Genomic DNA, 23,253 nt, shown 5'->3' with positions numbered 1-23,253 from the left:
CGGCTATTTATCGCGATTACTAGGATTTTGTCCGCTTTGTCGTATTTTGGGAGGAGTGGCTGCGGTCCTTCTGTGCCGAAGGGGGTGGCATCCATTGCCACGAGTGCTTCCTCCATCGCGTACCGTGTCCGTCTCACGCCGTGGACATTTCCTGACAAATGTCAATCGATGGGTGGATTATCACATGCTCGTGCATGTAGATTCAAGATCGTACCGGGGTAGGAGCACCGTTTGAATCTCAGCCATCCCTCGGGCGGCGGCGCTGTGGCCCGTTGCCGGGGTCTGCTCGAACCGGCTCTCCGCGAGGCTGTCTCGGTCCTGCATCCGTGGGGTGCCCGGATGGCCGCGTTCGCGCTGGGCTGGTCGGATGCCGACGGGAGGCCGCACCAGGGCGACGGTGGCAAGGGCGTGCGGCCCGCCATCGCGATGCTCAGCGCCGAGGCCGTGGGCGGCACCGCCGAGTCGGCTCTCCCGGCGGCGGTGGCGGTGGAGCTGGTGCACGCCTTCTCGCTGGCGCACGACGACATCATCGACCACGACGAGCGGCGGCGGCACCGGGAGGCGCTCTGGAAGGCGTACGGGGTCGGCCCGGCGCTCCTGACCGGCGACGCCCTCCTGGCCCTGGCCGTCAACCAGCTCGCCGGACGGCCCGAGGCGATGACGTACCTGTCGAGAGCGCTGATCGAGCTCGTCAATGGGCAGACCGCGGACATGGCCTTCGAGAACCGGCCGTGGCGCGGGCCCAACGCGGTCACGATCGCCGAATACACCGAGATGGTCGCGGGCAAGACGGGCGGCCTGCTGGCGGCCGCCGCGGCGGCGGGGGTGGCCCTGGGCGGCGCCCCCGAGCTCGGCGACCTCATGTGGGAGACCGGGCGCGATCTGGGGGTGGCGTTCCAGATCGTCGACGACATGCTGGGCATCTGGGGCGAGCCGCGCGTCACGGGCAAGCCCGTCTACTCCGACCTGCGGCGCGACAAGAAGACGTTTCCCGTCCTCGCGGCCCTCGCCGCCGACCACCCCGCCGCCCGCGAGCTCTCCGACCTCCTCGCGGAGGGGGTCTCGGACGAGGACTCCGTCCACCACGCCGCCCGCCTCGTCGAGGAGGCCGGCGGCCGGGCCGCCGCGCAGGGGCTGGCGGAGCGGTACGTCGCGGCGGCGGTGGCGGTGATGGACGAGCACCTGCCGGACGCCGCCGACCTGCGCGCCCTGTGCGTCTCCCTGGCGGACCGCGCCCGCTAAAGACCCGCGCCCGCTGAAGACCCGCGCCCGCTGAAGACCCGCGCCCGGACTGCGCCCGCACGTGGACCACGCGCGCCCGTTGCGGGCGCGCGGGCGCGGCCCGTCCTATGTGTCAGGCTCGGGAGGCCTCGTCCAGGAGGGCGAGCTCCTCCTCCGTCAGGGTCAGCTCGGCGGCGGCCAGCAGTGGCTGGAGCTGCGTCACGTCCCTGGCGCTGGCGATCGGGGCCGCGATCGTCGGCTGGGCGGCGAGCCAGGCCAGCGCCACCGTGGCCGGGGCCACCTCCTGCTCGGCCGCCACCTTGAGCAGCGCCTCCAGCGCCCGGCGCCCGTGCTCCTTCTGCAGGTATTCCGCCGCCATCCCGGCCCGCGGGCTGTCGACCGTCACCCCGGGCGCGTACTTGCCGGTCAGGAAGCCGCGCGCCAGCCCGAAGTACGGCGTGCTGGACAGCCCCTCCTGGGCCACCACGTCCCGCAGCTCGCTCTCGTAGCCGCGTTCGACCAGGTTGTACTGCTGCTGCAGCGCCACGTACCGGGTCAGCCCCTCGTCGCTGGAGGTCTTGAGGGCCTCGGCCAGCCGGTCCGCGCCGTAGTTGGACGCGCCGACGTACCGGACCTTGCCCTCGTGGACCAGCGCGTCGAACGTCGCCAGCGACTCCACCAGAGGCGTGTCATGATCGTCCACATGGGCCCAGTAGAGGTCGATGTAGTCGGTGCGCAGCCGGCGCAGCGAGTCCTCGACCGCCGTCCGGATCGTCGCAGGGGACAGGCCGGTCAGGCCCTCCAGCATGCCGACCTTGGTGGCGAGCACGAGCGAGTCGCGGTTGCGGCGCAGGTGCATCCACTCGCCGATGATCATTTCTGACGTGGACTCGCCGGTCGCCCAGTACGGGTAGACGTCGGCGGTGTCGATGAAGTTGCCGCCGCCCTCGACGTACGCGTCCAGGACGGCGAAGGAGGACTCCTTGTCGGCGGTCCAGCCGAAGACATTCGTACCGAGCGATATCGGGAAAACGGACAGCTCCGTGGTGCCTATCGATCTCATTCCGCCATTATCCGCACCTCCCCTGAGCAGGCCCGATGGCACCCCCTCGAACGGCGGCGGGCGGACACGGGGCTCTCGCTTCCGCGGGATGGCGGGGCGATCGCGGCTGACGCTATGGTGCGAGCTGTGGTGATCGGTGACGCGCGCACGCGCATCCTGGACGCGGCCGAGGAGCTCTTCGCGGGCGGCGGCTACGAGGCCACCCCGACCGCGGTCATCGCGCGGCTCGCGCAAGTGCCCAAAGGGCTGATCTTCCACTACTTCCCGCGCAAGATCGACGTCCTGGTGGCCCTGGTCGACGAGCGCACGCTGGTCGAGGAGGGGCGAGAGGTCGACGCCGTGCCGGGCGATCCGGCGCGCACCCTGTCCAAGCTCGCCCGCGGCCTGCCGCTGCGGGCCTCGCCGGCGATGCGGCGCATCCTGTTCAGGGAGGCCGACACGCACGGCTCGGTCAAGGAACGGCTCGGGCGGCTGAACGGCGAGCTGATCAGGCGCTCCAGGTTCGCGCTGGAGCTGGCGCTGCCCGGGGCGCGCGGGGACGCGGCCAGGCTGGAGGTGGCGGCTGCCACGTTCGCCGCCGTCCTGCTCTACCAGGAAAACCTCTGCCAGCTAACCGGCCACCAGATCGATCCCGACGCCGTCGCGGAACTCATCGCCCACTCGCTCATCTAGCAACTCATCCAGCGCCGTACGCAGGTGGCCGAGCAGGCCCCACACGTCGTCCATCCGTTCGGGGCAGGCCACGATGCCGAAGTCGAGCATGCCGTCGTAGGAGAAGCAGGTGATGTTGAGGCCGCCGCTCACGTCGGTCAGCACGGACAGCGGGTAGTACGACAGCACCCGCCCGCCGCACAGATACAGCGGGAACTGCGGGCCCGGCACGTTGCTGATGATGAGATTGATGGGCGGGAACGCCATGCCCGCCAGCCGGAAGACCGCCGGGGTGGCCAGACTGGTGAGCGGGGCGGGCAGCACCGAGCACAGCTCACTCAGCCAGGTCGCCGGGGCCAGCGCGAACCGCCGCTTGGCCCGGCCCATGACGGAGCCGACGGCCCGCAGGCGCTCCTCGGGGTCGGGGACGTTCGTGGGCATGGGGGCGACCATGGCGGAGATCTGGTTGCCGACCAGGTCCTTGGCCCCGGCCGTACGGACCGCCACGGGGACGGCGACGATCAGCGGCGTCTCCGGCAGCGCGTCGCGCTCGCGCAGCCACGACCGCAGGGCCGAGGCGCACAGGCCCATGACGACGTCGTTGACGCTCATGCCGTGGGCCTTGGCGACGTTCTTGACGTCCTTGAGCGGCAGCGAGCCGAACGAGAGGTGGCGGCGGGCGCTGATCGGGCCGTTGAACGGGGTGCGCGGGACGGCGAGGCTGGGCAGCTCGGGGCGCTCGTGCCGGTCACGGGCGACCAGCCGCGCGGCCTTGGCGATCAGCTTCGCGCCTGGGAGGCCCGCCGCCAGCGGGATGGCGTCGAGGTCCTCGGCCGCCCTGACGACCGACTGGACGGCCCGCACGGGGTGGGTCGCCGTCCGCATGACCGCCCCGGCCAGCATCGCGGCCAGCCCGGGAACGTCCTGCGCGGCCAGCCCGGGAACGCCCTCCGGGGCGCGGGTGCCCTTCGGGGCGACGGTGCCCTTCGGGACGAGGGTGTCGTTCGGGACACGCGTGTCGTTCGGGACGCCGACGGGGGCGGTCGTCGGACGAGGGCCCTTGGCGGCGTGGACGGAGGCGGTCGTCGGGCGAGGACCCTTGGCGGCGTGGGTGGGGGCGGTTGTGGGGCGGCTGTGGTTCGCGAGGTGGATGGGGGCGGCCGGGCCGGAGCGGCGGAGGCGGTCGGCGCTCGCAGTCGGGATGTCGCGCCTCTTGAGGTGCCCGTCCGGGGTGAGGTCGAGCAGGGTGGCGAGCGTCTCCGCGCCCGAGACGCCGTCGATGGCGGCGTGGTGGACCTTGGTGTAGACGGCCACCCGGCCGTCCACCAGCCCGTTGATCAGGTGCATCTCCCAGAGCGGGTGCGCCCGGTCCAGCCGCCGCGCGTGGATCTCCGCCACCGCGTCCGCGAGCTGCCAGTCGTCCCCCGGAGCGGGCAGCGTCAGCTCGAACAGGTGGTTGCCGAGGTCGAAGCCGGGGTCCTCAGCCCAGTACGGATGGTCCAGGCCGAGCGGCACCGCGGCGAGCCGGAGGCTGAGCGCGGGCGACAGGTGCAGGCGTTCGAGGAGGAGCTCGGCCAGCGCGGCCCTGTTGACCGCGCCGTCGGCCGGGTCGAGGATCGCCAGCCCGGCCACGTGAGCGGCGGTGGTCGCGGTCTCGACATTGAGGAACTGGGCGTCGAGTGCGGTCAGCTGGCGCATCTGCTCTCCTTTTCCCGTGATCTGTGCAGCGTCGCACGACGGGATTTCCGGAAGGTTTCCGCGAGAGTCTTTCAGATGAATTCAGGTGCGCCGTACCAGCTTTTAGCGAATGTCCAGCCCAGCCTCGGCCGGTGACAATTACCTATCCGATGACCACGTCGACGGGATGCCGTACGACCGCGTCGAAGTGGTACCCGAACGGATGACGCGGCGTGACCAGCGGCTGGGTGGCCCCGGTCTCGTCGGTGGCGCGCGCCATGAGCACGTGTCCCCCCGTGCGCCGGGGGGCCCATGAAATGTGCCAGGGCAGCCAGGCGCTGACCAGGTGCTGTCCGTGGTGATCGGCCGTACGCCAGCTCAGCCCGCCGTCGAAGCTGACCTCCACCCGGACGATCCTGCCCTGCCCCGACCATGACCGTCCGCGCACGATGTGCGGGCCGGAGCGAGGCAGGCGCGCATTCCAGGCGAGTTCGAACGCGCTCTTCACCGGCTGCGTCGCGACATTCGGGTAAAAGACCGTGTTCCACGGCGTGAAGAGTTCTTTCGTTGAAACTTCTATTTCACCCAGCCATTTGATCGACGCTATTCCCACCCATCCCGGCACCACCAGCCGCACCGGAAATCCGTGGTCCGGCGGCAGCCGCTCGCCGTTCATTTCATAGGCGACGAGGACGTCGTCCATGGCCTTGTCGATCGGCAGCGGCCGGCGTACGTGCCCGTACCCCTCGAACGGCGCGTCCAGCCCCGTGGGCAGCACGTCCACCGCGCCCGGCAGCACGCCGGCCTGCTTGAGCAGGTACTTCAACGGCACCCCGCGCCACCGCGCGACGCCGATCGCCCCGAGCCCCCACTGCGTGCCGGGCGCGGCCTCGTGCTGCTGCGTGCCGTAGAAGCGCCGCCCGTTCCCGGCGCACTCGATCGCCACGTCGAGCGTGCGGGACGGCATGGCCCGCAGCTCGTCGTAGCCGAACTCGCGCGGACATCGAACGCCCGCCCCGTGCACCAGGAGCCGCCAGGTGGTGAGGTCGATGATCGGCGTGGCGGTGTGGTTGCGGACGAAGAAGCGGTCGTTCGGAGTGTGGTATCCCTGCCCCGACATGGCCTCCCAGCGCATCTCCGCGCTCGCGCCGTGCACCCTGAACAGGTGGTCGGGCAGCGGCTTCACGATCGTCGCCAGTGCTTGCTTCATGGACACCGCCTCCGTAAGAGCTATTTCCTACCTGTAAACCATTTAATCCCTTCGCGCTGCCCTATGGCGTCCCTCGTTGCCGAATTCTGTCCGACCAGTACAGGAACGTTCCACACCTCCACCCCGCCCCTTACCCACAGCCGCCGCCCCCACAACAGCCCTGAAACCGCTCCCACCAGCACCGCGCCGGAGGTCCGCAGGCCCGCATCCGCCGCCCCATGTCCGGCCGACCCCGAAGCCGCTCCCAACACGCGCCTCCGCCGCCCGTGTCCGCCGCCCGTGTCCGGCGGCCCTGTGTCCGGCCGCCCCAGGGACGCTTCAACCAACACACGCGTCAGCCGCTGCGCGTTGGGTCAGCCCGCGTCCGGCTGGCTCGCCGGGGGCGGGAGGCTGCGAGGTGCGAGAGGGGGGGATCGGTCGGCACGGTCGGCGGTGTCGCAAGCCGGGCCCGTTCCACGGCACCCGCGCCCGCCGCCGCACCCGCGTCCGCCGCCCGTGTCCGGCCGCCCCGTGTCCGGCCGCCCCGTGTCCGGCCGCCCCGTGTCCGGCCGCCCCGTGTCCGGCCGCCCCGTGTCCGGCCGCCCCGTGTCCGGCCGCCCCGTGTCCGGCCGCCCCCAGCACACGCGTCCGCCGCTCCTCGTCGGGTCAGCCCGCGTCTGGCTGGCTCACCGGCGGGAGGCGGCGAGGTGCGAGGCGGGGATCGGTCGACGGTGCCTCAAGCCGGGCCCGTTCCACCGGCACTCGCGCCCGCGCCCGTCCCGCGCCGTCCCGCACCTGCGCCTGCCGCCACACGGGCACCCGCCGCCGCACCCGCCCCGCCTCGCGTTCGCCGCCCGTGTCCGGCCGCCCGTGTTCGGCCGGTCCGGGGCCGCTTCCAGCACACGCGTCCGCCGCCGCGTGTGCGGTCAGCTCGCGTCCGTCTTACTTGCCCGGGCAGAGGACGGCCTTCGCCGTCTGGTTGATGGCGCGGCCGATGGCGGCCGGGTCCGGGGTGTTCGTCGTGGTGGACGTCGCGAACTGGATGCGGCCGTCAGGAGAGCTGAAGGTGACGGAGGTGAAGCTGGCGGTGCCGCCCGCGATCACCCGCAGCTGCGGCTCGCCGCCGCACAGGGGCGGCTGGGAAGGGGCGTTCTCCGGCGGGTCGGTGAGCAGCTTCTGCAGGGCCGGCGGGAGGAGTTTGCCCTGGCCGAACGCGCGGTAGAACGCGCTGATGTCGCGCGAGGTGGAGATCACGCCCCCGGAGCCGTTCCCGTAGCTGGCGTTGAGCCGGTCCATGTCGTGCGCCTGGCCTTGGTCGTCGGTGCTGTATCCGTGCCCGTGCGGGCCCTTGATGCCCTGCGGCGGCCTGACCGCCAGGTACGTACGGCTCATCCCGAGCGGGACGAAGAGCCGGCGGTCGAACTCGGAGGCCAGTGAGCGGCCGGTCACCTTCTCGATGATCATGCCGAGCAGCGTGTAGTTGGTGTTGGAGTACGAGAACTTCTCGCCCGGCTCCCCGGTACGCGGCTGGCTGCGTGACTTCTTCACCAGGTCGATCGGCGGGTAATAGGTGGTGAAGTCGTAGATGTCGACCAGATCGGGAGTGAACCAGTTCGGGATGCCGGATGTGTGCCGGAGCAGCTGCCGTACCGTGATCTCGTCGGCCCGCTCCACGATGTCCTGGCTCGCCACCTCCGGCAGGAGGTCGCTCAGCTTGTCCTCCAGCCCCAGCTTGCCCTCCTTGACGAGTTGGAGCGCCACCGTTCCCGTCAGCAGCTTGGTCTGCGACCCGATCCGGTAGCGGGAGCCGACGGGGATGCGTCCGCCCTTGCCGCCCAGGAGCCGCGAACCCGCCGAGCCCTGGCCGACGCGCTTCCCGTCCACGTACACCTCCCCGATCGTCCCCACCACCCCGCTGGTCCGGGCGAGTGCGTCCAGGGCCTGCTGCACATTGGCAACCTCCGGGGTGGTGGCGGTCGCGGGCGTGGTGGTGGCGGCGGCCAGCGTCAGCATCGCGCAGGCCAGGCCGGTGAGGCGTGCCGCAATGGCGTGGTTCATGGTGATGATCCCTTCGTGAGGTGCGGGATCCTTTGTAGGGCGGCGGGTGTTTCGTGACCGTTTCCGCCGGGGAAGGTGAGGGGTCGTGACCGGTACGTGGTGGTGGGACCTGGTGATCGGTCTGGTGGTCGCGCTGGCGGTGTCGTGGCTGGCGCTGGTGGTCGCGCTGGCCGTGGTCCGTCCGCGTGGCGGGCTGCTGCGCGAGTCGCTGCGGCTCCTGCCGGACATGTTGCGGCTCGTACGGCGACTGGCCGCCGACCGGACCCTGCCGCGCGGCGTACGGATCCGGCTCGGCCTGCTGCTGGCCTACCTGGCCTTCCCGCTGGACCTCATCCCTGACTTCATCCCCGTGCTGGGGTACGCCGACGACGCCATCATCGTCGCCGCCGTTCTACGGTCGGTCGTCCGCCGGGCCGGGATGGCGGCGGTGGAGCGGCATTGGCCGGGCAGCGAGGACGGGTTCGCGGCGCTCGTCCGGCTCACCGGCTTGAGCGGCCGCTCCGGCTGAACCGCAAGGTCCCGATGACGGGCGGCGTTGTGGCCGCCCCCGCCACAACGCCGCCGCGCGGGAATGCCGCATCCCGTCCGCGTCGCCATCCCGTCCGCGTCGCCATCCCGTCCGCGTCGCGACGCCTCATCGTCGCTGCCGCCTCGCGGGCGGTCGTGCGCCGGGCTGAGGTGGCGGGCGGTGGAGCGGCATTGGCCGGGCAGCGCGGACGGGCTGGCCGTACTGGTCCGGCTCACCGGCCTGAGCGAGTGTCCCCCTGAACCACAAGGTCGCAAGTCATCCGCACCGCAAGCCGCGATCCCGCCCACGCCGGAAGCCGCAACGCCGTCTGGGCCGCGATGCTGTCCGGGCCGGAAAGCCGTCCGCGCCGCAACCCCCCGCACCGTAACGCCGCCCACGCTCGGCCGCTCGGCCGCTCGGGTGGCGGTGGTGGTCAGCGGCCCAGGAATTTGAGGAGTCGGTCCAGGGGCCAGGTGTTGATGACGTCGTCCGTGGTCAGCCAGGCCCGCTGGGCGAGCCCCACCCCGAACCGCTGGTTGGCCAGGTGCGGGATCGCGTGCGAGTCGCTGTCGATCGAGAACTTCACCCCGTGGTGCTTGGCCAGCCGCACCAGGTCGGACGGCAGGTCGGAGCGGTCGGGGAAGGAGTCGATCTCCATGGCGGTCCCGGTGCGGGCGGCCACCCGGAAGATCGCGTCCCAGTCGGCGTCCACGGGCGGGCGCTTGCCGATCTTGCGGGTCGTCGGGTGCCCGATGATGTCCACGTACGGGTTTTCGCAGGCGGCGATGAAACGCCGGGTCATCTCGTCGCGTGACATCCCGAAGTGCGAGTGCACCGAGGCCACGCACACGTCGAACCCGGCCAGCACCTCACCGGGCCAGTCGACCGACCCGTCCGGCGCGATGTTGAGCTCCGTGCCGTGCAGGATGCGCATGTCGGGATATTTCCGTTGGAGCTCGGCCACCTGCCCCCGCTGCTCCAGCGCCTTGTCCAGCGTCATCCGCTGCATCGCCAGGTCGGGGGCGTGGTCGGTGACCGCGTAGTAGGCGTAGCCGCGCGCGTGCCCGGCCGCCACCATGTCCTCCAGCGAGGCGATGCCGTCGGTCAGGTTGGTGTGGGTGTGCAGGTCGCCCTTCAGGTCGCCCAGCTCCACCGGCTCCGGCAGCTCGCCCCGCAGGGCCGCCTTGACCTCGCCGCCGTCCTCGCGCATGGGCGGCGGCACGTACTGCATGCCGAGCGCGGCGTAGATGTCCTCCTCCGAGGCGGCGGCGATCACCCGCTCGCCCTCGAACAGCCCGTACTCCGACAGCTTCCAGCCCTTCTTCACCGCCATCTCCCGGATGGCGACGTTGTGCTCCTTGGAACCCGTGAAGTACTGCATCGCGGCGCCCCACGACTCGGCGGGCACCACCCGCAGGTCGACCTGGATGCCGGACGTCGTGCGGATCGAGGTCTTCTTGTCGCCCGCCGCGATGATCTCGGCGACGTAGGGCTGGGCGCGGAAGGCGGTCATGATGGACTCGGGCGCGACCGCCAGGATGTCGATGTCGCCGATGGTGTCCTTCATCCGCCGCAGCGAGCCCGCGTACGCGATGCGCTCGGCCTCCAGCGAGGCCATCACCTGCTCGGCCAGCGACATGGCGACCCCGACGTGGACGCGGCGGCCGGACTGCTCGAGCTGATCGATGCCCTTGAGCAGGTTTGCCAGCGTCTTGGGGCCGAGGCCCTTGACGCCGTCGAGGCGGCCGGAGGTGATCGCCTCGCGCAGGGCCGCCGTGGAGTCGATGCCGTAGTCCTCGAACAGCATGATCGCCGTCTTGGGCCCCAGCGTCGGCACCTTCGTCAGCGCGCGCACGCCCTCGGGCACCCGGCCGCGCAGGTCGTCGAGCTGCCGGAAGCTCCCGCGCTGCAGGAACTCCTCCATCTTCTTGGCGATCGCCTCGCCCACCCCGGGGACGCTGCGCACGTCGACCACCGAGATGTCCTCGGGGAACCCCGCGATGGCCTTGGCCGCCTTCTGGTAGCTCCGCACTCGGAAGGCGTCGCCGCCGCAGAGCGCGAACAGCTCCGCGTACTCCTGCAGCGCCGACGCCGCCTCCTCATTTGCCCGCATGGCACAACCCTAAAGGTCGGCCCCGACAATCCAGGACCGTCAGAAGCGCACCTCACGGGGACGGTACGGCTCGCCGAGAAAGGCCAGCTCCGACTCCGAGAGCGACACCGACACGGCCGCCACCGCGTCGTCCACGTGCCGATCCTTCGTGGCCCCCACGATGGGCGCGGACACGGCCGGCTGGTGGAGCAGCCAGGCCAGCGCCACCTGGGCGGCCGGCAGATCGCGCTCGGCGGCCACGCGCGCCACCCGGTCGAGGATCGCCTTGTCGTTTTCCGGGTCGTACAGGAAGTCGATGCGCTCGTCCGACCCGGTCCGCGCGGTCGTCGCGGCCGAGCCGGCCCTGGCCAGCACGCCGCGCGCCAGCGGGCTCCACGGGATCACGCCCACGCCCTGGTCGGCGCAGAGCGGCAGCATCTCCCGCTCCTCCTCCCGGTAGAGGAGGTTGTAGTGGTTCTGCATCGAGACGAACTTCGTCCAGCCGTTCTTCTCGGCCACGTGCTGCGCCTTGGAGAACTGCCAGGCCCACATGCTCGACGCGCCGATGTAGCGGGCCTTGCCCGCCCTGACCACGTCGTGCAGCGCCTCCATGGTCTCCTCGATGGGCGTCTCGTCGTCCCACCGGTGGATCTGGTACAGGTCCACGTAGTCGGTGCCGAGCCGCTGGAGCGAGGCGTCCACGGCCGCGTGGACGTGCTTGCGCGACAGCCCCCGGTCGTTGACGCCCCTGCCCATGGGGAAGTAGACCTTGGTGGCCAGTACGTAGTCCTCGCGCCGGGGGAAGATCGCGCGCAGCGCCTCGCCGGTCACGGTCTCACTGGCGCCCTGGCTGTAGACGTCCGCCGTGTCGAAGAAGGTCACGCCCGCGTCGGCGGCCCTGCGGATGATCGGCTCGGCCTCGTCGAGCGCCAGGGCCCACTCCTGCCTGGCGGGGTCGCCGTAGCTCATCATGCCCAGGCAGATCTTCGAGACCTTCAAACCGGTGGTGCCAAGTCGGGTGTATTCCATATGCCAACCCTAGGGTGGGCTTTGTGGTGGTTCGTCGCCCCCCTGGGAGGGAACGGATTGGTCTGGTTAACCGGCGGCCCGACGGGAAGTCAGGGGTGTCCAAAAGCGGCAACGACCTTTACAGGGACGAGCCCGATCGGGTCGATTAGGGGGAAGCGAGACAACGGCGGGCGGGCTCTCGCGACACGGCCGGAACCGGCGATCCAACCGCATACCGGGGGTGAGGTGGAAGGCGCACACCGTGCACTCCTGTCGTGGGCACGTTCCAAACTGAAGAACCCCGGCTGGCTGGGCGGCCTCGGGCTGGCGGCGGGGCTGTTCGGCGTGACGGTGCCGGTCCTGCTCGGGCTGGTGCGGTCGGGGATGGGGATCGCGGGCGGGGTGACGCTGTTCGTCCTGCTGACGCTGCACGTCAGGTTCATCATGGAGACCCCGATACGGCGGGCGGGCTCGTGGTGGATCGTGGCCGTGCAGGCCTGGCTGACGTACCTGCCGCTGACGGTGTTCGGCGCGGCGTGGACCCCGGTGTCCGCCCTGCTGACGGGCGCGCTGCTGGTGACGGCGGGCCGGATCCGCTCGGTCGTGCTGGTGGCGCTGGCCCTGGCGTGCGGCCCGGTGATGCTGGCCGCGCCGGACCCGGCGATGATCCATCCCGCCTGGGCGCTGGCCGGCCCGGTGCTCGGCGCCGTCGAGTACGCGCTGGTGACGCTGGGCGGGCGGGTCACGCGGCTGACGAAGGCGCGTACCGAGGTCATGCGCGAGGCCGTCGCCCTGGAGCGCCGCCGCTTCACCCGTGACCTGCACGACCTGGTCGGCCACCGGCTCACCGTCCTGGTGCTGAAGGCGCAGCTCCTGGAGCGGCTCGTGGCCGAGGGCGACAAGCGGGCGCGGGGCGAGGCGTCCGAGACGGTGGAGCTGCTGCGCAGCCTGTCCGCCGACGTCCGGGCCGTCGCCCACGGCCTGCGCAGCTCCTCCCTGGCGGCGGAGCTGGGCTCGGCGCGCTCGCTCCTGGAGTCGGTACGGGTCCGCTGCCAGGTCAAGATGTCCTGCCCCGACCTCCCCGGCGATGTGGAGGAGGCGCTCACGCACGCCCTGCGCGAAGGCGTGACGAACGTCCTCAGGCACGCCGAGGCCCGGCAGTGCTCGATCCAGCTCCTCGAACGCGACCAGCTCGTCCGCCTGACGATCAGGAACGACGGCGTGCGCCCGCCGCGCCGCCCGGAAGACACCGGACAGGGCCTGCTCAACCTGGCCGAACGCGTCTCCTGCCTGGGCGGCTGGCTGGAGGCCACGTCCTCCAGGACCGGGCAGTTCACCTTCAGCGCGTACGTCCCACGAAAGAAATAGCCAATTATGAAAAACACACAAATGCAATTTCAATAACCATATTTCGGTGTTGTTACGTGTAACTAGACCGAATCCCGCCATCGACGGCAATCTCTAAGGGACAACGCCTTGGAGGTCGGCGCCAGATGGACAAGTACGAGCTGTACTGCCTGGTGGATCCGCGTTTCTACGACTCGCTCGAACACGGCACGGCCGAAGACGCCGACTTTCCCCTTCTGCGTGAACCCCTGCCCGACGGTTGGTCCACCGCCCTGACCGGCACGTGGTGCTATTTCGCCCCCGACAACGAGCCGCCCCTGCCCGCCCAGGGCTGGAAGATCCACGTGTCCGCCCGCGTGGAGGACGCCGAGCGGGCCATCGCCGCCGTGTGGGACTACTGCCTGGCGCGCCGGATCGCGTTCAAGTTCCTGCGCGGCACCCCCGTGCTCGTCATGGTCAACTCGAAGGCCGCCTCCCGGGCGTCCAGCGGCAAGCTGATCACCGTCTACCCGAGGGACGAGGGCCAGCTGGAGCTGGTCCTGAAGGAGCTCGACGAGCTGCTGCGCGGCGTCGAAGGCCCGTACATCCTCAGCGACCTGCGCTACGGCGACGGCCCGCTGTTCGTCAGGTACGGCGGGTTCGCCGAGCGGCACTGCCTGTCCGGCTCCGGCGAGCGCGTGCTGGCCGTCGAGGACGGCGACGGGCGGCTGGTGCCCGACGTGCGCGGCGCGACGTTCTCGGTGCCGCCGTGGACGACGCTGCCCGGGTTCCTGGAGCCGCATCTGGCCGCGCGCAACGCCGTGACGACGACCGGGCTGCCGTACCGGGTCGAGAGCGTGCTGCACTTCTCCAACGGCGGCGGCGTCTACCTCGCCCGGGACACGCGTACGGACGAGCGGGTCGTGCTCAAGGAGGCCAGGCCGCACGCCGGGCTGGACGCGGCCGGCCGCGACGCCGTCACCCGCCTCCGCCACGAACGCGACATCCTGCGGCGCCTGGAGGGCCTGCCCGCCGCGCCCGCGCTGCGCGGCTACTTCGCCCTGGGCGAGCACGAGTTCCTCGTGCAGGAGTTCGTGGACGGGACGCCGCTGCAGCGCCGGCTCGTGCAGCGCTACCCGCTGACCCGCGCCGACCGCACCGAGCCGGACCTGGCCGACTACACGGCCTGGGCGGTCGAGACGCTGCGGAACGTGGAGCGGGCCGTCGAGTCGCTGCACGAGCGCGGGGTCGTCTTCGGCGACCTGCACCCGGACAACATCCTGCTGACCGCCGAGGGCCGGGTGGCGCTGATCGACTACGAGGTCGCCACCCTCGTCGCGGACGGGGCCCGCGCCGCGCTGGCCCACCCCGCCTTCATCGCGCCCCCCGACCGCCAGGGCGTGGACGTGGACCGCTACGCGCTGGCCTGCCTGGGGCTCGGCCTGTTCGCGCCGCAGTGCACGATCATGCTGCCGCTATACCGGGCGAAGGCGGCCCAGCTGGGGGAGATCGTCAAGGAGACGTTCCCCGTGCAGGAGGCGACGGTGGACGCCGCCGTCGCGGCCATCAGCGGGCCCGTTTCCGACCGCGGCGAGCCCGTGACCATGCCGGAGACCTGGCCCGAGCTGCGCGACGCGATGTGCCGGGCCATCGTGGCCAGCGCCACGCCCGCGCGCGACGACCGGCTCTTCCCCGGCGACGTGGCCCAGTTCCGGCCGGGCGGCGGGCTCAACCTGGCCTACGGCGCGGCCGGCGTGCTCTTCGCGCTCGACCGCGCGGGACTCGGGCCGTTCCCCGAGTACGAGCGCTGGCTACGCGACCGGGCGCTGCGCCCCGTCCAGGGCTCCGGGCTCGGCCTGTACGACGGGCTGCACGGCATCGCGCACGTCCTCGGCCTGCTCGGACACCACGAGCACGCGCAGGAGCTGGTCGACGTCTGCCTGCGCGAGAAATGGGAGCGGATGGAGTCGGCGCTGTTCTCCGGCCTGTCCGGCATCGGGCTGAACCTCCTCGGCTTCGGCCGCACCGACCTCGCCCTGCGCGCCGTGGACATCTGCGCCGAGCGGCTCGCCGAACCCGTCCCCGAGCTCAGCGGCGGCTCCCACCCGAGGGCCGGGCTCATGTTCGGCTCGTCGGGGCCCGCGCTGCTGTTCCTGCACGCGTACGAGCACACCGGCGACCGGGCCCTGCTCGACCTGGCGGCCACCGCGCTCCGGCAGGACCTGCGGCGCTGCCGGCACTCGGTGGACGGCTCGCTCCAGGTGAACCAGGGCTGGCGGCTGCTGCCGTACCTGGACGAGGGGTCGGCCGGCATCGCCCTCGTGCTGGAGCGCTACCTCGCGCACCACCACGACGAGGAGCTCGCGACGGCGCTGGCCGAGCTGCGGCTGGCCGGGCACGCGGGCTTCTTCGTCCAGTCGGGGCTGTTCACCGGCCGCGCGGGCATGCTCGCGGCCCGCGCGGGCGACCCGCGCGAGCACATCAAGGGCCTGAGATGGCACGCGCTGCCGTACGGCGGGGGACTGGCGTTCCCCGGCGACCAGCTGCTGCGCCTCTCCATGGATTTCGCGACCGGGACGGCGGGCGTGCTCTTCGCCCTCGGCACGGCTCTGGGCGACCAGCCTGGCCACCTGCCGTTCCTGGCGGCCGCTCCCGGGCGGCTCGCCCCCGACGAGTCCTGGAAGGAGGTGTAACAAGGATGGTTCTTCTCGACCTGCAGGGTCTCGAGGCGCCCGCGGCCAGCGACGTCGCCAGTGGTGGCAGCACGCTGACGGTTCTCTCGTGTCACTCTGGCAAGCCCAGCAACCTCAGTGTCGCACTTTGCCACTGATCCGCCATATCAGTCCCCGCGCCGTGCCACGGCGCGGGGACGCCGACTCTCAGGAGGTATCGGGTGCGAGCGGGAGACCGCGCTGGTGATCGGCTGGTGGTCGGCACGGTACGGCGCAGCGGCCCCTGGCCCGCCGTCCTGGCCGTCACGGCGCTCGTGGGCGCGGCCGGTGAGCTGGCGGTCCCGTACCTCGTCGGGCGCACCGTGGACGCCTTCGTCCTGCGCCGGCCGGACGGCTCGTCCTGGCTGGCGCTCTGCGCCTGCGCCGTCGCCGCCGTCGTGCTCTGCGAGAGCCTCGGCGTCTGGGCCCGCGGCGCCTGCGGCGCGTTCGCCGCGGCCAGGCTGCGGCTGGGGGTCCTGCGTCACGTGCTCGGCGCCGGGCCGGCGGCCACCCGGCGGTTCCCGGAAGGCGAGCTGGTCACCCGGGCCGGGCTGAACGCCGAGGAGGCGGGCCGGGCCCCGGAGACGGTGACCGGCGCGCTCGCGCTGCTCGTGCCCACGGCGGGCGCGCTCGTCGCGCTCACGCTCATCGCGCCCGTCCTGACGCTGACGCTCGGGGTGGGCATCGTCGCCATCCTGCTCGTGCTGCGCGCCTTCCTCCGCGCGACGACGGTGATCTCGGGCGGGTACCAGGAGGTGCAGGGGGAGATCGCCGCGCGGCTCGTGGACGCCATGGAGGGGGCGCGCACGATCGCCGCGGCGGGGACCGCGGCCCGGGAGGCGCGGCGCGTGCTGGAGCCGCTGCCCCGGCTGCGGGCCCACGGCATGTCACTGTGGCGGGCCAACGCCGGGGCCGCGGTCCAGTCGGGGCTCGTGGTGCCGCTGCTGGAGGTCGCGGTGCTGATCGTCGGGGGATTCATGCTCGCCTCCGGCCGGCTGACGGTCGGGGAACTGTACGCCGCCGCCCGCTACGCCGTGCTCGGGGCGTCCCTGAGCACCGCCCTGGGCCATGTCGGCGGGCTGGCCCGGGCACGGGCGGCCGCCGGGCGGGTGGCCGAGATCTTCGACCTCGCCCCCGTCGAGCACGGCACGCGGACGCTCCCTCCCGGGCCGGGCACGGTCGAGTTCCGCGACGTGGCGGTGGACGGCCTGACCGTCGGCGACCTCACGCTGCCCGGAGGCTCGGTGACCGCCGTGGTGGGACGGTCCGGCGCGGGCAAGTCGCTGCTGGCCGCCCTGGCGGGCCGCCTGGCCGACCCGGAGCGGGGCGCGGTCCTGCTCGACGGGGTCCCGCTGCGGGAGCTGTCGCGCGAGGAGCTGCGCAGGGCCATCGGGTACGCCTTCGAACGCCCGGTCCTGGTGGGCGAGACCGTGGCGGAGGCCATCACGACGGCCGCCGGGCCCCCTGCCGTCGAGGCGGCGAAGGCGGCGTGCGCCGACGCGTTCGTCCGGCGGCTGCCGCTCGGCTACGGCACCCCGCTGCGCGAGGCCCCGATGTCCGGTGGCGAGCGGCAGCGGATCGGCCTGGCCAGGGCGTTCGCGCAGGGGGAGCGGCTGCTGGTGCTCGACGACGCCACCTCCAGCCTCGACACCGTGACCGAGCGCGAGGTCGGCCGGGCGCTCACCACCGACCGGCGGGGCCGCACCCGCCTGATCGCGGCCCACCGGCTCGCCACCGCCGCCCGCGCCGACCAGGTCGTCTGGCTGGAGGGCGGGAGGGTGCGCGGCCGGGGGCCGCACGACGTGCTGTGGCGGGACCCTGCCTACCGGGCCGTCTTCCAGGGAGCCACGCCATGAAGCGCCCCCTTCGACGGCGGCGACCAGCGGGGGCGATGTTCTGGCGGGCGCTGGGGCGGGAGCCGCGGCGGCTGGCCTCGATCGGGTTCTGGTCCGTGCTGGAGGCGGCGCCCGCGTTCCTCATCGGGTACGCCGTCGCCCGGGCCATCGAGGACGGGTTCGCCAAAGCCGAACCCGCGACCGGGCTGGCGTGGCTGGCCGCCCTCGGCGTCGCGTGGCTGGTCGGGGCGGTGGCCGCGCGGCAGGTCGTGCTGGGCGTCGCGGCGGTGGCGGAGCCGTTCAGGGACGACCTCCTGACGCACGTCGTCGAGGGGACCCTGACCCGGGGCGCGAGCCGCGACAGCGCCGCGGTGGCCAGGGCGACGCTCCAGGTCGAGCTGGCCAGGGACGCCTTCGCGGCCGTCGTCACCACTGTGCGGGGGTTCGTGTTCACGGTGGCCGGCGTGGTGCTGGGCCTGGCGGCGCTGGCCCCGCAGGCGCTCGCCCTCGTGCTGCCGCCGTTCGCGGCCGGGCTCGGGCTGTTCCTGGCCTCGTTGCCGGCCCTCGCGCGCAGGCAGCGGGCGTTCCTGCTGGCCGACGAACGGCTGGCCGACGAGATGACGGCCACGGTCGGCGGGCTGCGCGACATCGAGGCGTGCGGCCTGCGCGAACCCGTGGCCGAGCGGCTGGATCGCCAGGTCCGCGCGCAGGCCGCCGCCGCCCGCGCGCTCGCCGGGGTGACCGCCGCCCGCACCGCCGCCCTGGCCGTGGGCGGCTGGCTGCCGGTCGTCCTCGTGCTGGCCGGCACCCCACGGCTGCTGGACGGCGACCTCGGCCCCGGCGTGATCGCCGGCACGCTCGCGTACGTCACGCAGTCCCTGGCCCCCGCGCTCGGCGGCCTCGTGCAGGGCCTCGGGGTCAGCGGCATCCGGCTGGCCGCCACGCTCGGCCGCATCGCCGCCTCCGCCCCGCCCGCCGGGCCGTCCATCGGGCCGCCCCGGCCCAGGATCCGCCCCGGCGCCTGCGACGTGCGGCTGTCCGCCGTCACCTTCGCGTACGGCCCGCACTCGGCCCCCGTCGTCGACCGCCTGGACCTCGCCATCCCCGAGGGCGACCACCTCGCGGTCGTGGGGCCCAGCGGCGCCGGCAAGTCCACGCTCGCGGCCCTGGTCAGCGGCATGCTCCTGCCCGGCAGCGGCGAGGCGCTGGTCGGCGGCGTCCCCGCCGACCGGCTCGACCCCGCCGTCCGCGTACTGATCCCCCAGGAGGCGTACGTCTTCCGCGGCACCCTCATGGAGAACCTCACCGCCCTCGGCACGCCGGACGGCCCGGCGAGGCTGGACGAGGCCGTCGCGGCCGTCGGCGCCCGGGAGCTGGTGGACGAGCTGGGCGGCTACGGGGCGCGGCTCGACCCGGCGGCGCTGTCGGCCGGGCAGCGCCAGCTCATCGCGCTCGTCCGCGCCTACCTCACCCCCGCGCCCCTGGTGATCCTCGACGAGGCCACCTGCCACCTCGACCCCGCAGCCGAGGCACGTGCGGAGACCGCGTTCGCGCGGCGCGGCGGCACGCTCGTCGTCGTCGCGCACCGCCTCACCTCCGCGCTGCGCGCCCGCCGCATCCTCCTCATGGACGGAACCCGGGTGAGCATCGGCACCCACGACGAGCTGATCAGTACCTCTGCCCTCTACGCCGACCTGGCCGGCCACTGGCACCCGGAGCCCGTGTCATGAAATTTCTGGACAAATATCCGCGCGCTGAGCGCCTCCCCGGCAGCTCGGCACCGAGCGACCTCGACGACCCGTACCTCTGGCTCGAAGACCCCGACGACCCCGGCACCAAGACCTGGCTGGCCGGGCAGGACCGCCTGTGGCGCGACCACGCCGCCCGGCTGCCCCAGCGCGAGCGGTTCCTCGCCCGGCTCACCGAGCTCAGGGAGACGGGCCTGGTCACCCCGCCGCTCTGGCGCGGCGAGCGGAGCTTCCACCTGCGCCAGACCACCTCCCAGGAGCATCCGGTCCTCCACTGCGGCGACCGCGTCGTCCTCGACCCCATGGACCTCGACCCCACGGGGCTCACGACGCTGGACGACTGGCAGCCCGACCCGGAAGGGCGCCTCCTGGCGTACCAGATCTCCCGCCGGGGCGACGAGAAGGCGGACCTGTACGTCAGGGACGTCGACACCGGGGCCGTCGTGGACGGGCCCATCGGCGGCTGCCGCTACTCCGCGGTCGCCTGGCTGCCGGGCGGCGCGGCCTTCTACTACGTGCGCTTCCACGAGGGCGTCTACCTGCACACGATCGGCGACGCGGCGGACGTCCCCGTCTTCACGCGAGGGCCGCTCCGGTACGGCGTGCAGATCAGCGCCGACGGCCGCTGGCTGACGATCTCGGCGGGCGGCTCGCTCTGGCTCGCCGAGCCGGGCGGCCGGGGCGAGCCCCGCCCCGTACCGGACGCCCTGGCGGCCGCGGTGGCCTGCGACGGCCGCCTCTACCTGGTCACCGACCGGGACGCGCCGCGGCGCAGGCTCTGCGTGGCCGATCCGGCCGAGCCCGCCGCGTGGCGGGAGCTGGTCCCCGAGGACCCGCAGGCGGTGCTGGGCGCGTTCACCGTGCTCGACGGCGACCGGCTGCTCGTCGCCCGGACCCGCCACGCCGTGGGGGAGATCGCCGTCCACCACGCCCGCACGGGGGAGCGGCTGGGCTCCGTGCCGCTGCCCGGCAGCGGCACGATCGCCTCGCTGACCTCGCGCCCCGGCGGCGGCTCCGAGGCGTGGTTCGCCTACACCGACGCCGTCACGCCGCCCGAGGTCTGGCGGCACGACGTCCGCACCGGCGAGACCACCCTCTGGTCGGCCCCGCCGGGCCGCGTGAGCCGGCCCGCCGTGCGCAGCCACCACCTCGAGTACGCCTCCGCCGACGGCACCCGCGTCCGCATGGTCGTGGTGGCGGGCCCCTCGGCGGGTGGCCCCCGTCCCACGATCCTCACCGGGTACGGCGGCTTCGGCATCCCCCTGCGGCCCGGCTACGCCGCCGACTCCCTGGCCTGGGTCGAGGCGGGCGGCGTGCTGGCCGTCGCCAACCTCAGAGGCGGCGGCGAGGAGGGCGAGGAATGGCACCGGGACGGCATGCTGGAGCGCAAGCAGAACGTCTTCGACGACTTCGCGGCCGCCGCCGGCAAGCTCATCGACGGCGGCTGGACGACCCCCGGGCAGCTCGGCATCTGGGGCGAGTCGAACGGCGGCCTCCTCGTCGGCGCGGCCCTCACCCAGCGGCCCGGCCTGTTCGCGGCGGCGGTGTGCTCGGCGGGCCTGCTCGACATGGCCCGCTACCACCTCGGCGGCCTCGGCCCCTCCTGGACCGGCGAGTACGGAGACCCCGACGACCCCGAGCAGCTCGCCTGGCTGCTCGCCTACTCGCCCTACCACCACGTCAGGAAGGGGACGGACTACCCGGCGACGCTGTTCACGGTCTCGGCGGGAGACACGCGGGTCGATCCGATGCACGCGCGCAAGATGTGCGCCGCCCTGCAGTGGGCGGCCGGCGGGGACCGGCCGATCCTGCTCCGGCACGAGCCGGACGTGGGCCACGGCGCGCGGGCGGCCAGCAGGTCGGTCGCGCTGGCGGCGGACGCCCTCGCCTTCCTGGCCGCCCACACGGGCCTGGATCCAGCCTGACTAGATCCAGCCTGACTCCCTGGCGATGCGGATGGCGTCGATCCTGCCCCGGGCGCCCAGCTTGGCCGTCGTCTTGGACAGGTAGTTGCGCACCGTGCCCTCCGACAGGTACAGCGACGCTGCGATCTCCCCGATCGACGCCCCGTCCGCCGCGGCCCCGATCACGTCCAGCTCGCGCGGCGTCAGCGGCGCCTCGGGCGGCCGCATGGCCGCGATGGCCAGTTCCGAGTCGATGACCCGCTCTCCCTCGGCCACCCGGCGGATCCCGTCCGCCAGCCGGTCCGGCGGGGCGTCCTTGGCCATGAAGCCCCGTACGTGCACGTCGAGCGCCCGCTTGAGCAGGCCCGGCGTGCCCACGCCGGTCAGGATGAGCACCCCGCACTCGGGCAGCTTCGCGTGCAGCTCGCCGGCGGCGGCGAGCCCGTCCTTGCCGGGCAACGCGATGTCGATCACGGCGACGTCCGGGCGGCAGGCCCTGGCCGCGGCCAGGATGCGATCTCCCCGGGCGACCTCGGCCACGACCTCGATGTCCTCCTCATAAGCCAGCAGCGCCACGAGCGCCCCGCGTACCAGGTTCATGTCCTCAGCGAGCAACGTTCGAATCACCATGCGTCCTTGCGGTCGGCCGGCTTGCAACGTCTGGGAGTGCCCTAATCCTGACTTATTGACCTGGGTGTGAAAAGTCCTGCCAAATAACCGTCAGACCAAACATGCGCTTTTGGGGAATGGACACCGACATGGAACCACGCGTTCGCCCCCTCCCGCCCGAGGAATGGGACGATTTCACGAAGGCCAATCCGCAGAACGTGTTCACCACGCTGGCCCGCCACCCCGCCCTCTACAAGGAGTGGCTGGGATTCGGTGGCGTGCTGCTCAACGGCACGCTGCCCGCCCGCGACCGGGAGCTGGCCATCCTGCGCACCGCCTACCACGCCGGCAGCCCCTACGTCTGGGCCCACCACGCGCGCCTGGGCCGCGAGGCCGGGCTCACGGACCAGGAGATTGCCTCGGTGAGCCACCCGGACGCCCTCTGGCCGGTCGAGGACCAGCTCGTGCTCCAGGTCGCCGACGACCTCCACTACGCCGGCGACCTGACCGACGCCACCTGGACGGCGCTCTGCGACCGCTACGACGAGCCCGGCAGGATCGAGCTGGTCGTGCTGGTGGCCCACTACACCATGCTGGCGCTCGTGCTCAGGACCCTCAGAGTGGAACTCGAGGAGTGATCATCGTGACGCCCGGCACCGAGCCGATCGAGGCCAGCGCCTTGCCGGCGTCGGCCAGCCCGATCGTGCGGGTGACGAGCTGGTCGGGATGGAGGATCCCGGCCCTGATCATCTCCAGCATCGGCGGGTACGCGTGCGCGGCCATGCCGTGGCTGCCCAGCAGCCGCAGCTCATGGCCGACCACGCGGGCCATCGGCAGCGGCGTCGGCCCTCCCGGCAGCAGCCCCACCTGAACGTGGCGGCCCTTGCGGCGCAGGCTCTCGATGGAGGCGGCGCAGGTCTGCGGGCTGCCCAGCGCGTCGATCGACACGTGGGCGCCGCCCCTGGTCAGCTCCCTGACCTGGGCCGCCACGTCCCCGGCCGAACCGTTGACGAAGTGCGTGGCGCCCGCCCGCTCCGCCAGGTGCAGGGCGTCGGTGCTGATGTCCACGGCCACCACGCGGGCCCCGGCCGCCGTCGCGATCATCACGGCCGACAGGCCCACGCCGCCGCACCCGTGCACCGCCACCCACTCGCCCGGCCGCACCTCGCCCACTTGCGCCACGGCGCGGAAGGCGGTGGCGAAGCGGCAGCCGAGCCCGGCCGCGGTGGCGTAGTCCATGTCCTCGGGGATCGCGATCAGGTTGACGTCCGCGTGGTCGATGGCCACGTACTCGGCGAACGAGCCCCAGTGGGTGAAGCCGGGCTGCGTCTGCCGCTCGCACACCTGCTGGTCGCCGGTCGCGCAGGACGGGCACGAGCCGCAGGCGCAGATGAAGGGGACCGTCACCCGCGCCCCCGGCCGCCAGCCGCGCACGTCGGAGCCCACCGCCTCGACGACGCCCGCCAGCTCGTGGCCCGGCACGTGGGGCAGGACCTTGATGTCGGGGTCGTGCCCCTGCCAGCCGTGCCAGTCGGACCGGCACAGCCCCGTCGCCTCGACCCTGATCACCGCTCCGTGCGGGGCGGGGGACGGGTCGGGCAGCTCGCGCACGTCGAGCTCACCACCGAAGATGTCAAACGCAACGGCTCGCAT

At 72.8% G+C, this 23,253-nt stretch carries 18 protein-coding genes; 10 read left to right on the top strand and 8 right to left on the bottom strand.

The features are described from left to right. The first annotated feature begins 339 nt into the window (after positions 1–339). Entirely contained in the window at positions 340–1,242 is a 903-nt protein-coding gene (locus H4W80_RS18480; RefSeq protein WP_192786234.1) for a polyprenyl synthetase family protein, read from the top strand. A gap of 112 nt (positions 1,243–1,354) precedes the next feature. Here H4W80_RS18480 and H4W80_RS18475 read toward each other — a convergent pair whose 3' ends face one another. Further along, the gene (locus tag H4W80_RS18475) at positions 1,355–2,284 is read right to left on the bottom strand and encodes an aldo/keto reductase (protein ID WP_192786233.1); all 930 of its coding nucleotides are present in this window, start codon (positions 2,282–2,284) and stop codon (positions 1,355–1,357) included. A gap of 126 nt (positions 2,285–2,410) precedes the next feature. On the opposite strand from H4W80_RS18475, the gene H4W80_RS18470 reads away from it, so the two are divergent. After that, positions 2,411–2,956 (top strand): TetR/AcrR family transcriptional regulator, encoded by a 546-nt coding sequence (locus H4W80_RS18470; RefSeq protein ID WP_318786928.1) that lies wholly within the window; start codon positions 2,411–2,413, stop codon positions 2,954–2,956. On the opposite strand, the gene H4W80_RS18465 is transcribed toward H4W80_RS18470, so the two are convergent. The 3 genes from H4W80_RS18465 to H4W80_RS18455 all read right to left on the bottom strand — a co-directional run bounded on the left by H4W80_RS18465 (position 2,894) and on the right by H4W80_RS18455 (position 7,859). Further along, positions 2,894–4,633, bottom strand: a complete 1,740-nt coding sequence (locus H4W80_RS18465) for a wax ester/triacylglycerol synthase domain-containing protein (RefSeq protein WP_192786231.1) — start codon at positions 4,631–4,633, stop codon at positions 2,894–2,896. The genes H4W80_RS18470 and H4W80_RS18465 overlap by 63 nt on opposite strands. 142 nt (positions 4,634–4,775) lie before the next feature. Then, positions 4,776–5,822 carry a sulfite oxidase gene (locus H4W80_RS18460; RefSeq protein WP_192786230.1) on the bottom strand — a complete coding sequence of 349 codons (1,047 nt, stop codon included), beginning with the start codon at positions 5,820–5,822 and terminating at the stop codon, positions 4,776–4,778. A gap of 921 nt (positions 5,823–6,743) precedes the next feature. Continuing rightward, positions 6,744–7,859 carry a serine hydrolase domain-containing protein gene (locus H4W80_RS18455; RefSeq protein ID WP_192786229.1) on the bottom strand — a complete coding sequence of 372 codons (1,116 nt, stop codon included), beginning with the start codon at positions 7,857–7,859 and terminating at the stop codon, positions 6,744–6,746. A gap of 85 nt (positions 7,860–7,944) precedes the next feature. Between H4W80_RS18455 and H4W80_RS18450 the strand changes: the two genes are divergently transcribed. Next, positions 7,945–8,367: a YkvA family protein gene (locus H4W80_RS18450; RefSeq protein WP_192786228.1), complete on the top strand. Its 423-nt coding sequence runs from the start codon at positions 7,945–7,947 to the stop codon at positions 8,365–8,367. 433 nt (positions 8,368–8,800) lie between these two features. On the opposite strand, the gene polX is transcribed toward H4W80_RS18450, so the two are convergent. After that, positions 8,801–10,480, bottom strand: coding sequence for a DNA polymerase/3'-5' exonuclease PolX (polX, locus tag H4W80_RS18445; RefSeq protein ID WP_192786227.1), 1,680 nt, complete (start codon positions 10,478–10,480; stop codon positions 8,801–8,803). Positions 10,481–10,519: 39 nt separating this feature from the next. After that, a complete protein-coding gene (locus tag H4W80_RS18440; protein ID WP_192786226.1) occupies positions 10,520–11,488 on the bottom strand; it encodes an aldo/keto reductase in 969 nt (322 codons plus the stop codon). 225 nt (positions 11,489–11,713) lie between these two features. On the opposite strand from H4W80_RS18440, the gene H4W80_RS63625 reads away from it, so the two are divergent. The 6 genes from H4W80_RS63625 (at position 11,714) to H4W80_RS18410 (ending at position 21,012) form a co-directional block, all read left to right on the top strand. Then, on the top strand, positions 11,714–12,835 hold the full coding sequence (locus tag H4W80_RS63625) for a sensor histidine kinase (protein WP_192786225.1): 1,122 nt from the start codon (positions 11,714–11,716) through the stop codon (positions 12,833–12,835). 125 nt (positions 12,836–12,960) lie between these two features. Continuing rightward, on the top strand, positions 12,961–15,486 hold the full coding sequence (gene lanKC / locus H4W80_RS18430) for a class III lanthionine synthetase LanKC (protein WP_192786224.1): 2,526 nt from the start codon (positions 12,961–12,963) through the stop codon (positions 15,484–15,486). A 5-nt stretch (positions 15,487–15,491) separates the two neighbouring features. Next, positions 15,492–15,623 carry a SapB/AmfS family lanthipeptide gene (locus H4W80_RS18425; protein WP_103955008.1) on the top strand — a complete coding sequence of 44 codons (132 nt, stop codon included), beginning with the start codon at positions 15,492–15,494 and terminating at the stop codon, positions 15,621–15,623. 63 nt (positions 15,624–15,686) lie between these two features. Beyond that, positions 15,687–17,360: an ATP-binding cassette domain-containing protein gene (locus H4W80_RS18420; protein ID WP_192786223.1), complete on the top strand. Its 1,674-nt coding sequence runs from the start codon at positions 15,687–15,689 to the stop codon at positions 17,358–17,360. Next, the gene (locus tag H4W80_RS18415) at positions 17,357–19,069 is read left to right on the top strand and encodes an ATP-binding cassette domain-containing protein (RefSeq protein WP_192786222.1); all 1,713 of its coding nucleotides are present in this window, start codon (positions 17,357–17,359) and stop codon (positions 19,067–19,069) included. Before H4W80_RS18420 ends, H4W80_RS18415 begins: the two co-directional genes overlap by 4 nt. Next, positions 19,066–21,012 carry a prolyl oligopeptidase family serine peptidase gene (locus H4W80_RS18410; RefSeq protein ID WP_192786221.1) on the top strand — a complete coding sequence of 649 codons (1,947 nt, stop codon included), beginning with the start codon at positions 19,066–19,068 and terminating at the stop codon, positions 21,010–21,012. The genes H4W80_RS18415 and H4W80_RS18410 overlap by 4 nt, the downstream gene beginning before the upstream one ends. On the opposite strand, the gene H4W80_RS18405 is transcribed toward H4W80_RS18410, so the two are convergent. After that, entirely contained in the window at positions 21,013–21,621 is a 609-nt protein-coding gene (locus H4W80_RS18405) for a response regulator transcription factor (RefSeq protein WP_192786220.1), read from the bottom strand. Between the two features lie 128 nt (positions 21,622–21,749). Here H4W80_RS18405 and H4W80_RS18400 point away from each other — a divergent pair, with 128 nt between their 5' ends. After that, positions 21,750–22,238 (top strand): carboxymuconolactone decarboxylase family protein, encoded by a 489-nt coding sequence (locus tag H4W80_RS18400; protein WP_192786219.1) that lies wholly within the window; start codon positions 21,750–21,752, stop codon positions 22,236–22,238. Here the strand turns inward: H4W80_RS18400 and H4W80_RS18395 are convergent. After that, positions 22,216–23,253 carry a zinc-dependent alcohol dehydrogenase family protein gene (locus tag H4W80_RS18395; protein WP_192786218.1) on the bottom strand — a complete coding sequence of 346 codons (1,038 nt, stop codon included), beginning with the start codon at positions 23,251–23,253 and terminating at the stop codon, positions 22,216–22,218. The two genes, H4W80_RS18400 and H4W80_RS18395, sit on opposite strands and share 23 nt — an antisense overlap.

Origin of the sequence: Nonomuraea angiospora (assembly GCF_014873145.1) — a bacterium.
Taxonomy (GTDB): Bacteria; Actinomycetota; Actinomycetes; order Streptosporangiales; family Streptosporangiaceae; genus Nonomuraea; species Nonomuraea angiospora.
The sequence above is the reverse complement of the archived record's forward strand: the minus strand, read 5'-3'. Positions and strand labels throughout refer to the sequence as shown.

Bases quoted from the DNA above. Each gene is read 5' to 3' on its own strand.
- H4W80_RS18415 (WP_192786222.1), top strand. From the start codon at position 17,357: ATGAAGCGCCCCCTTCGACGGCGGCGACCAGCGGGGGCGATGTTCTGG.
- H4W80_RS18440 (WP_192786226.1), bottom strand. From the start codon at position 11,488: ATGGAATACACCCGACTTGGCACCACCGGTTTGAAGGTCTCGAAGATC.
- H4W80_RS18460 (WP_192786230.1), bottom strand. From the start codon at position 5,822: ATGAAGCAAGCACTGGCGACGATCGTGAAGCCGCTGCCCGACCACCTG.
- polX (WP_192786227.1), bottom strand. From the start codon at position 10,480: ATGCGGGCAAATGAGGAGGCGGCGTCGGCGCTGCAGGAGTACGCGGAG.
- H4W80_RS18475 (WP_192786233.1), bottom strand. From the start codon at position 2,284: ATGAGATCGATAGGCACCACGGAGCTGTCCGTTTTCCCGATATCGCTC.
- H4W80_RS18410 (WP_192786221.1), top strand. From the start codon at position 19,066: ATGAAATTTCTGGACAAATATCCGCGCGCTGAGCGCCTCCCCGGCAGC.
- H4W80_RS18425 (WP_103955008.1), top strand. From the start codon at position 15,492: ATGGTTCTTCTCGACCTGCAGGGTCTCGAGGCGCCCGCGGCCAGCGAC.
- H4W80_RS18395 (WP_192786218.1), bottom strand. From the start codon at position 23,253: ATGCGAGCCGTTGCGTTTGACATCTTCGGTGGTGAGCTCGACGTGCGC.
- H4W80_RS18465 (WP_192786231.1), bottom strand. From the start codon at position 4,633: ATGCGCCAGCTGACCGCACTCGACGCCCAGTTCCTCAATGTCGAGACC.
- H4W80_RS18455 (WP_192786229.1), bottom strand. From the start codon at position 7,859: ATGAACCACGCCATTGCGGCACGCCTCACCGGCCTGGCCTGCGCGATG.
- H4W80_RS18400 (WP_192786219.1), top strand. From the start codon at position 21,750: ATGGAACCACGCGTTCGCCCCCTCCCGCCCGAGGAATGGGACGATTTC.
- H4W80_RS18480 (WP_192786234.1), top strand. From the start codon at position 340: ATGGCCGCGTTCGCGCTGGGCTGGTCGGATGCCGACGGGAGGCCGCAC.
- lanKC (WP_192786224.1), top strand. From the start codon at position 12,961: ATGGACAAGTACGAGCTGTACTGCCTGGTGGATCCGCGTTTCTACGAC.
- H4W80_RS18405 (WP_192786220.1), bottom strand. From the start codon at position 21,621: ATGGTGATTCGAACGTTGCTCGCTGAGGACATGAACCTGGTACGCGGG.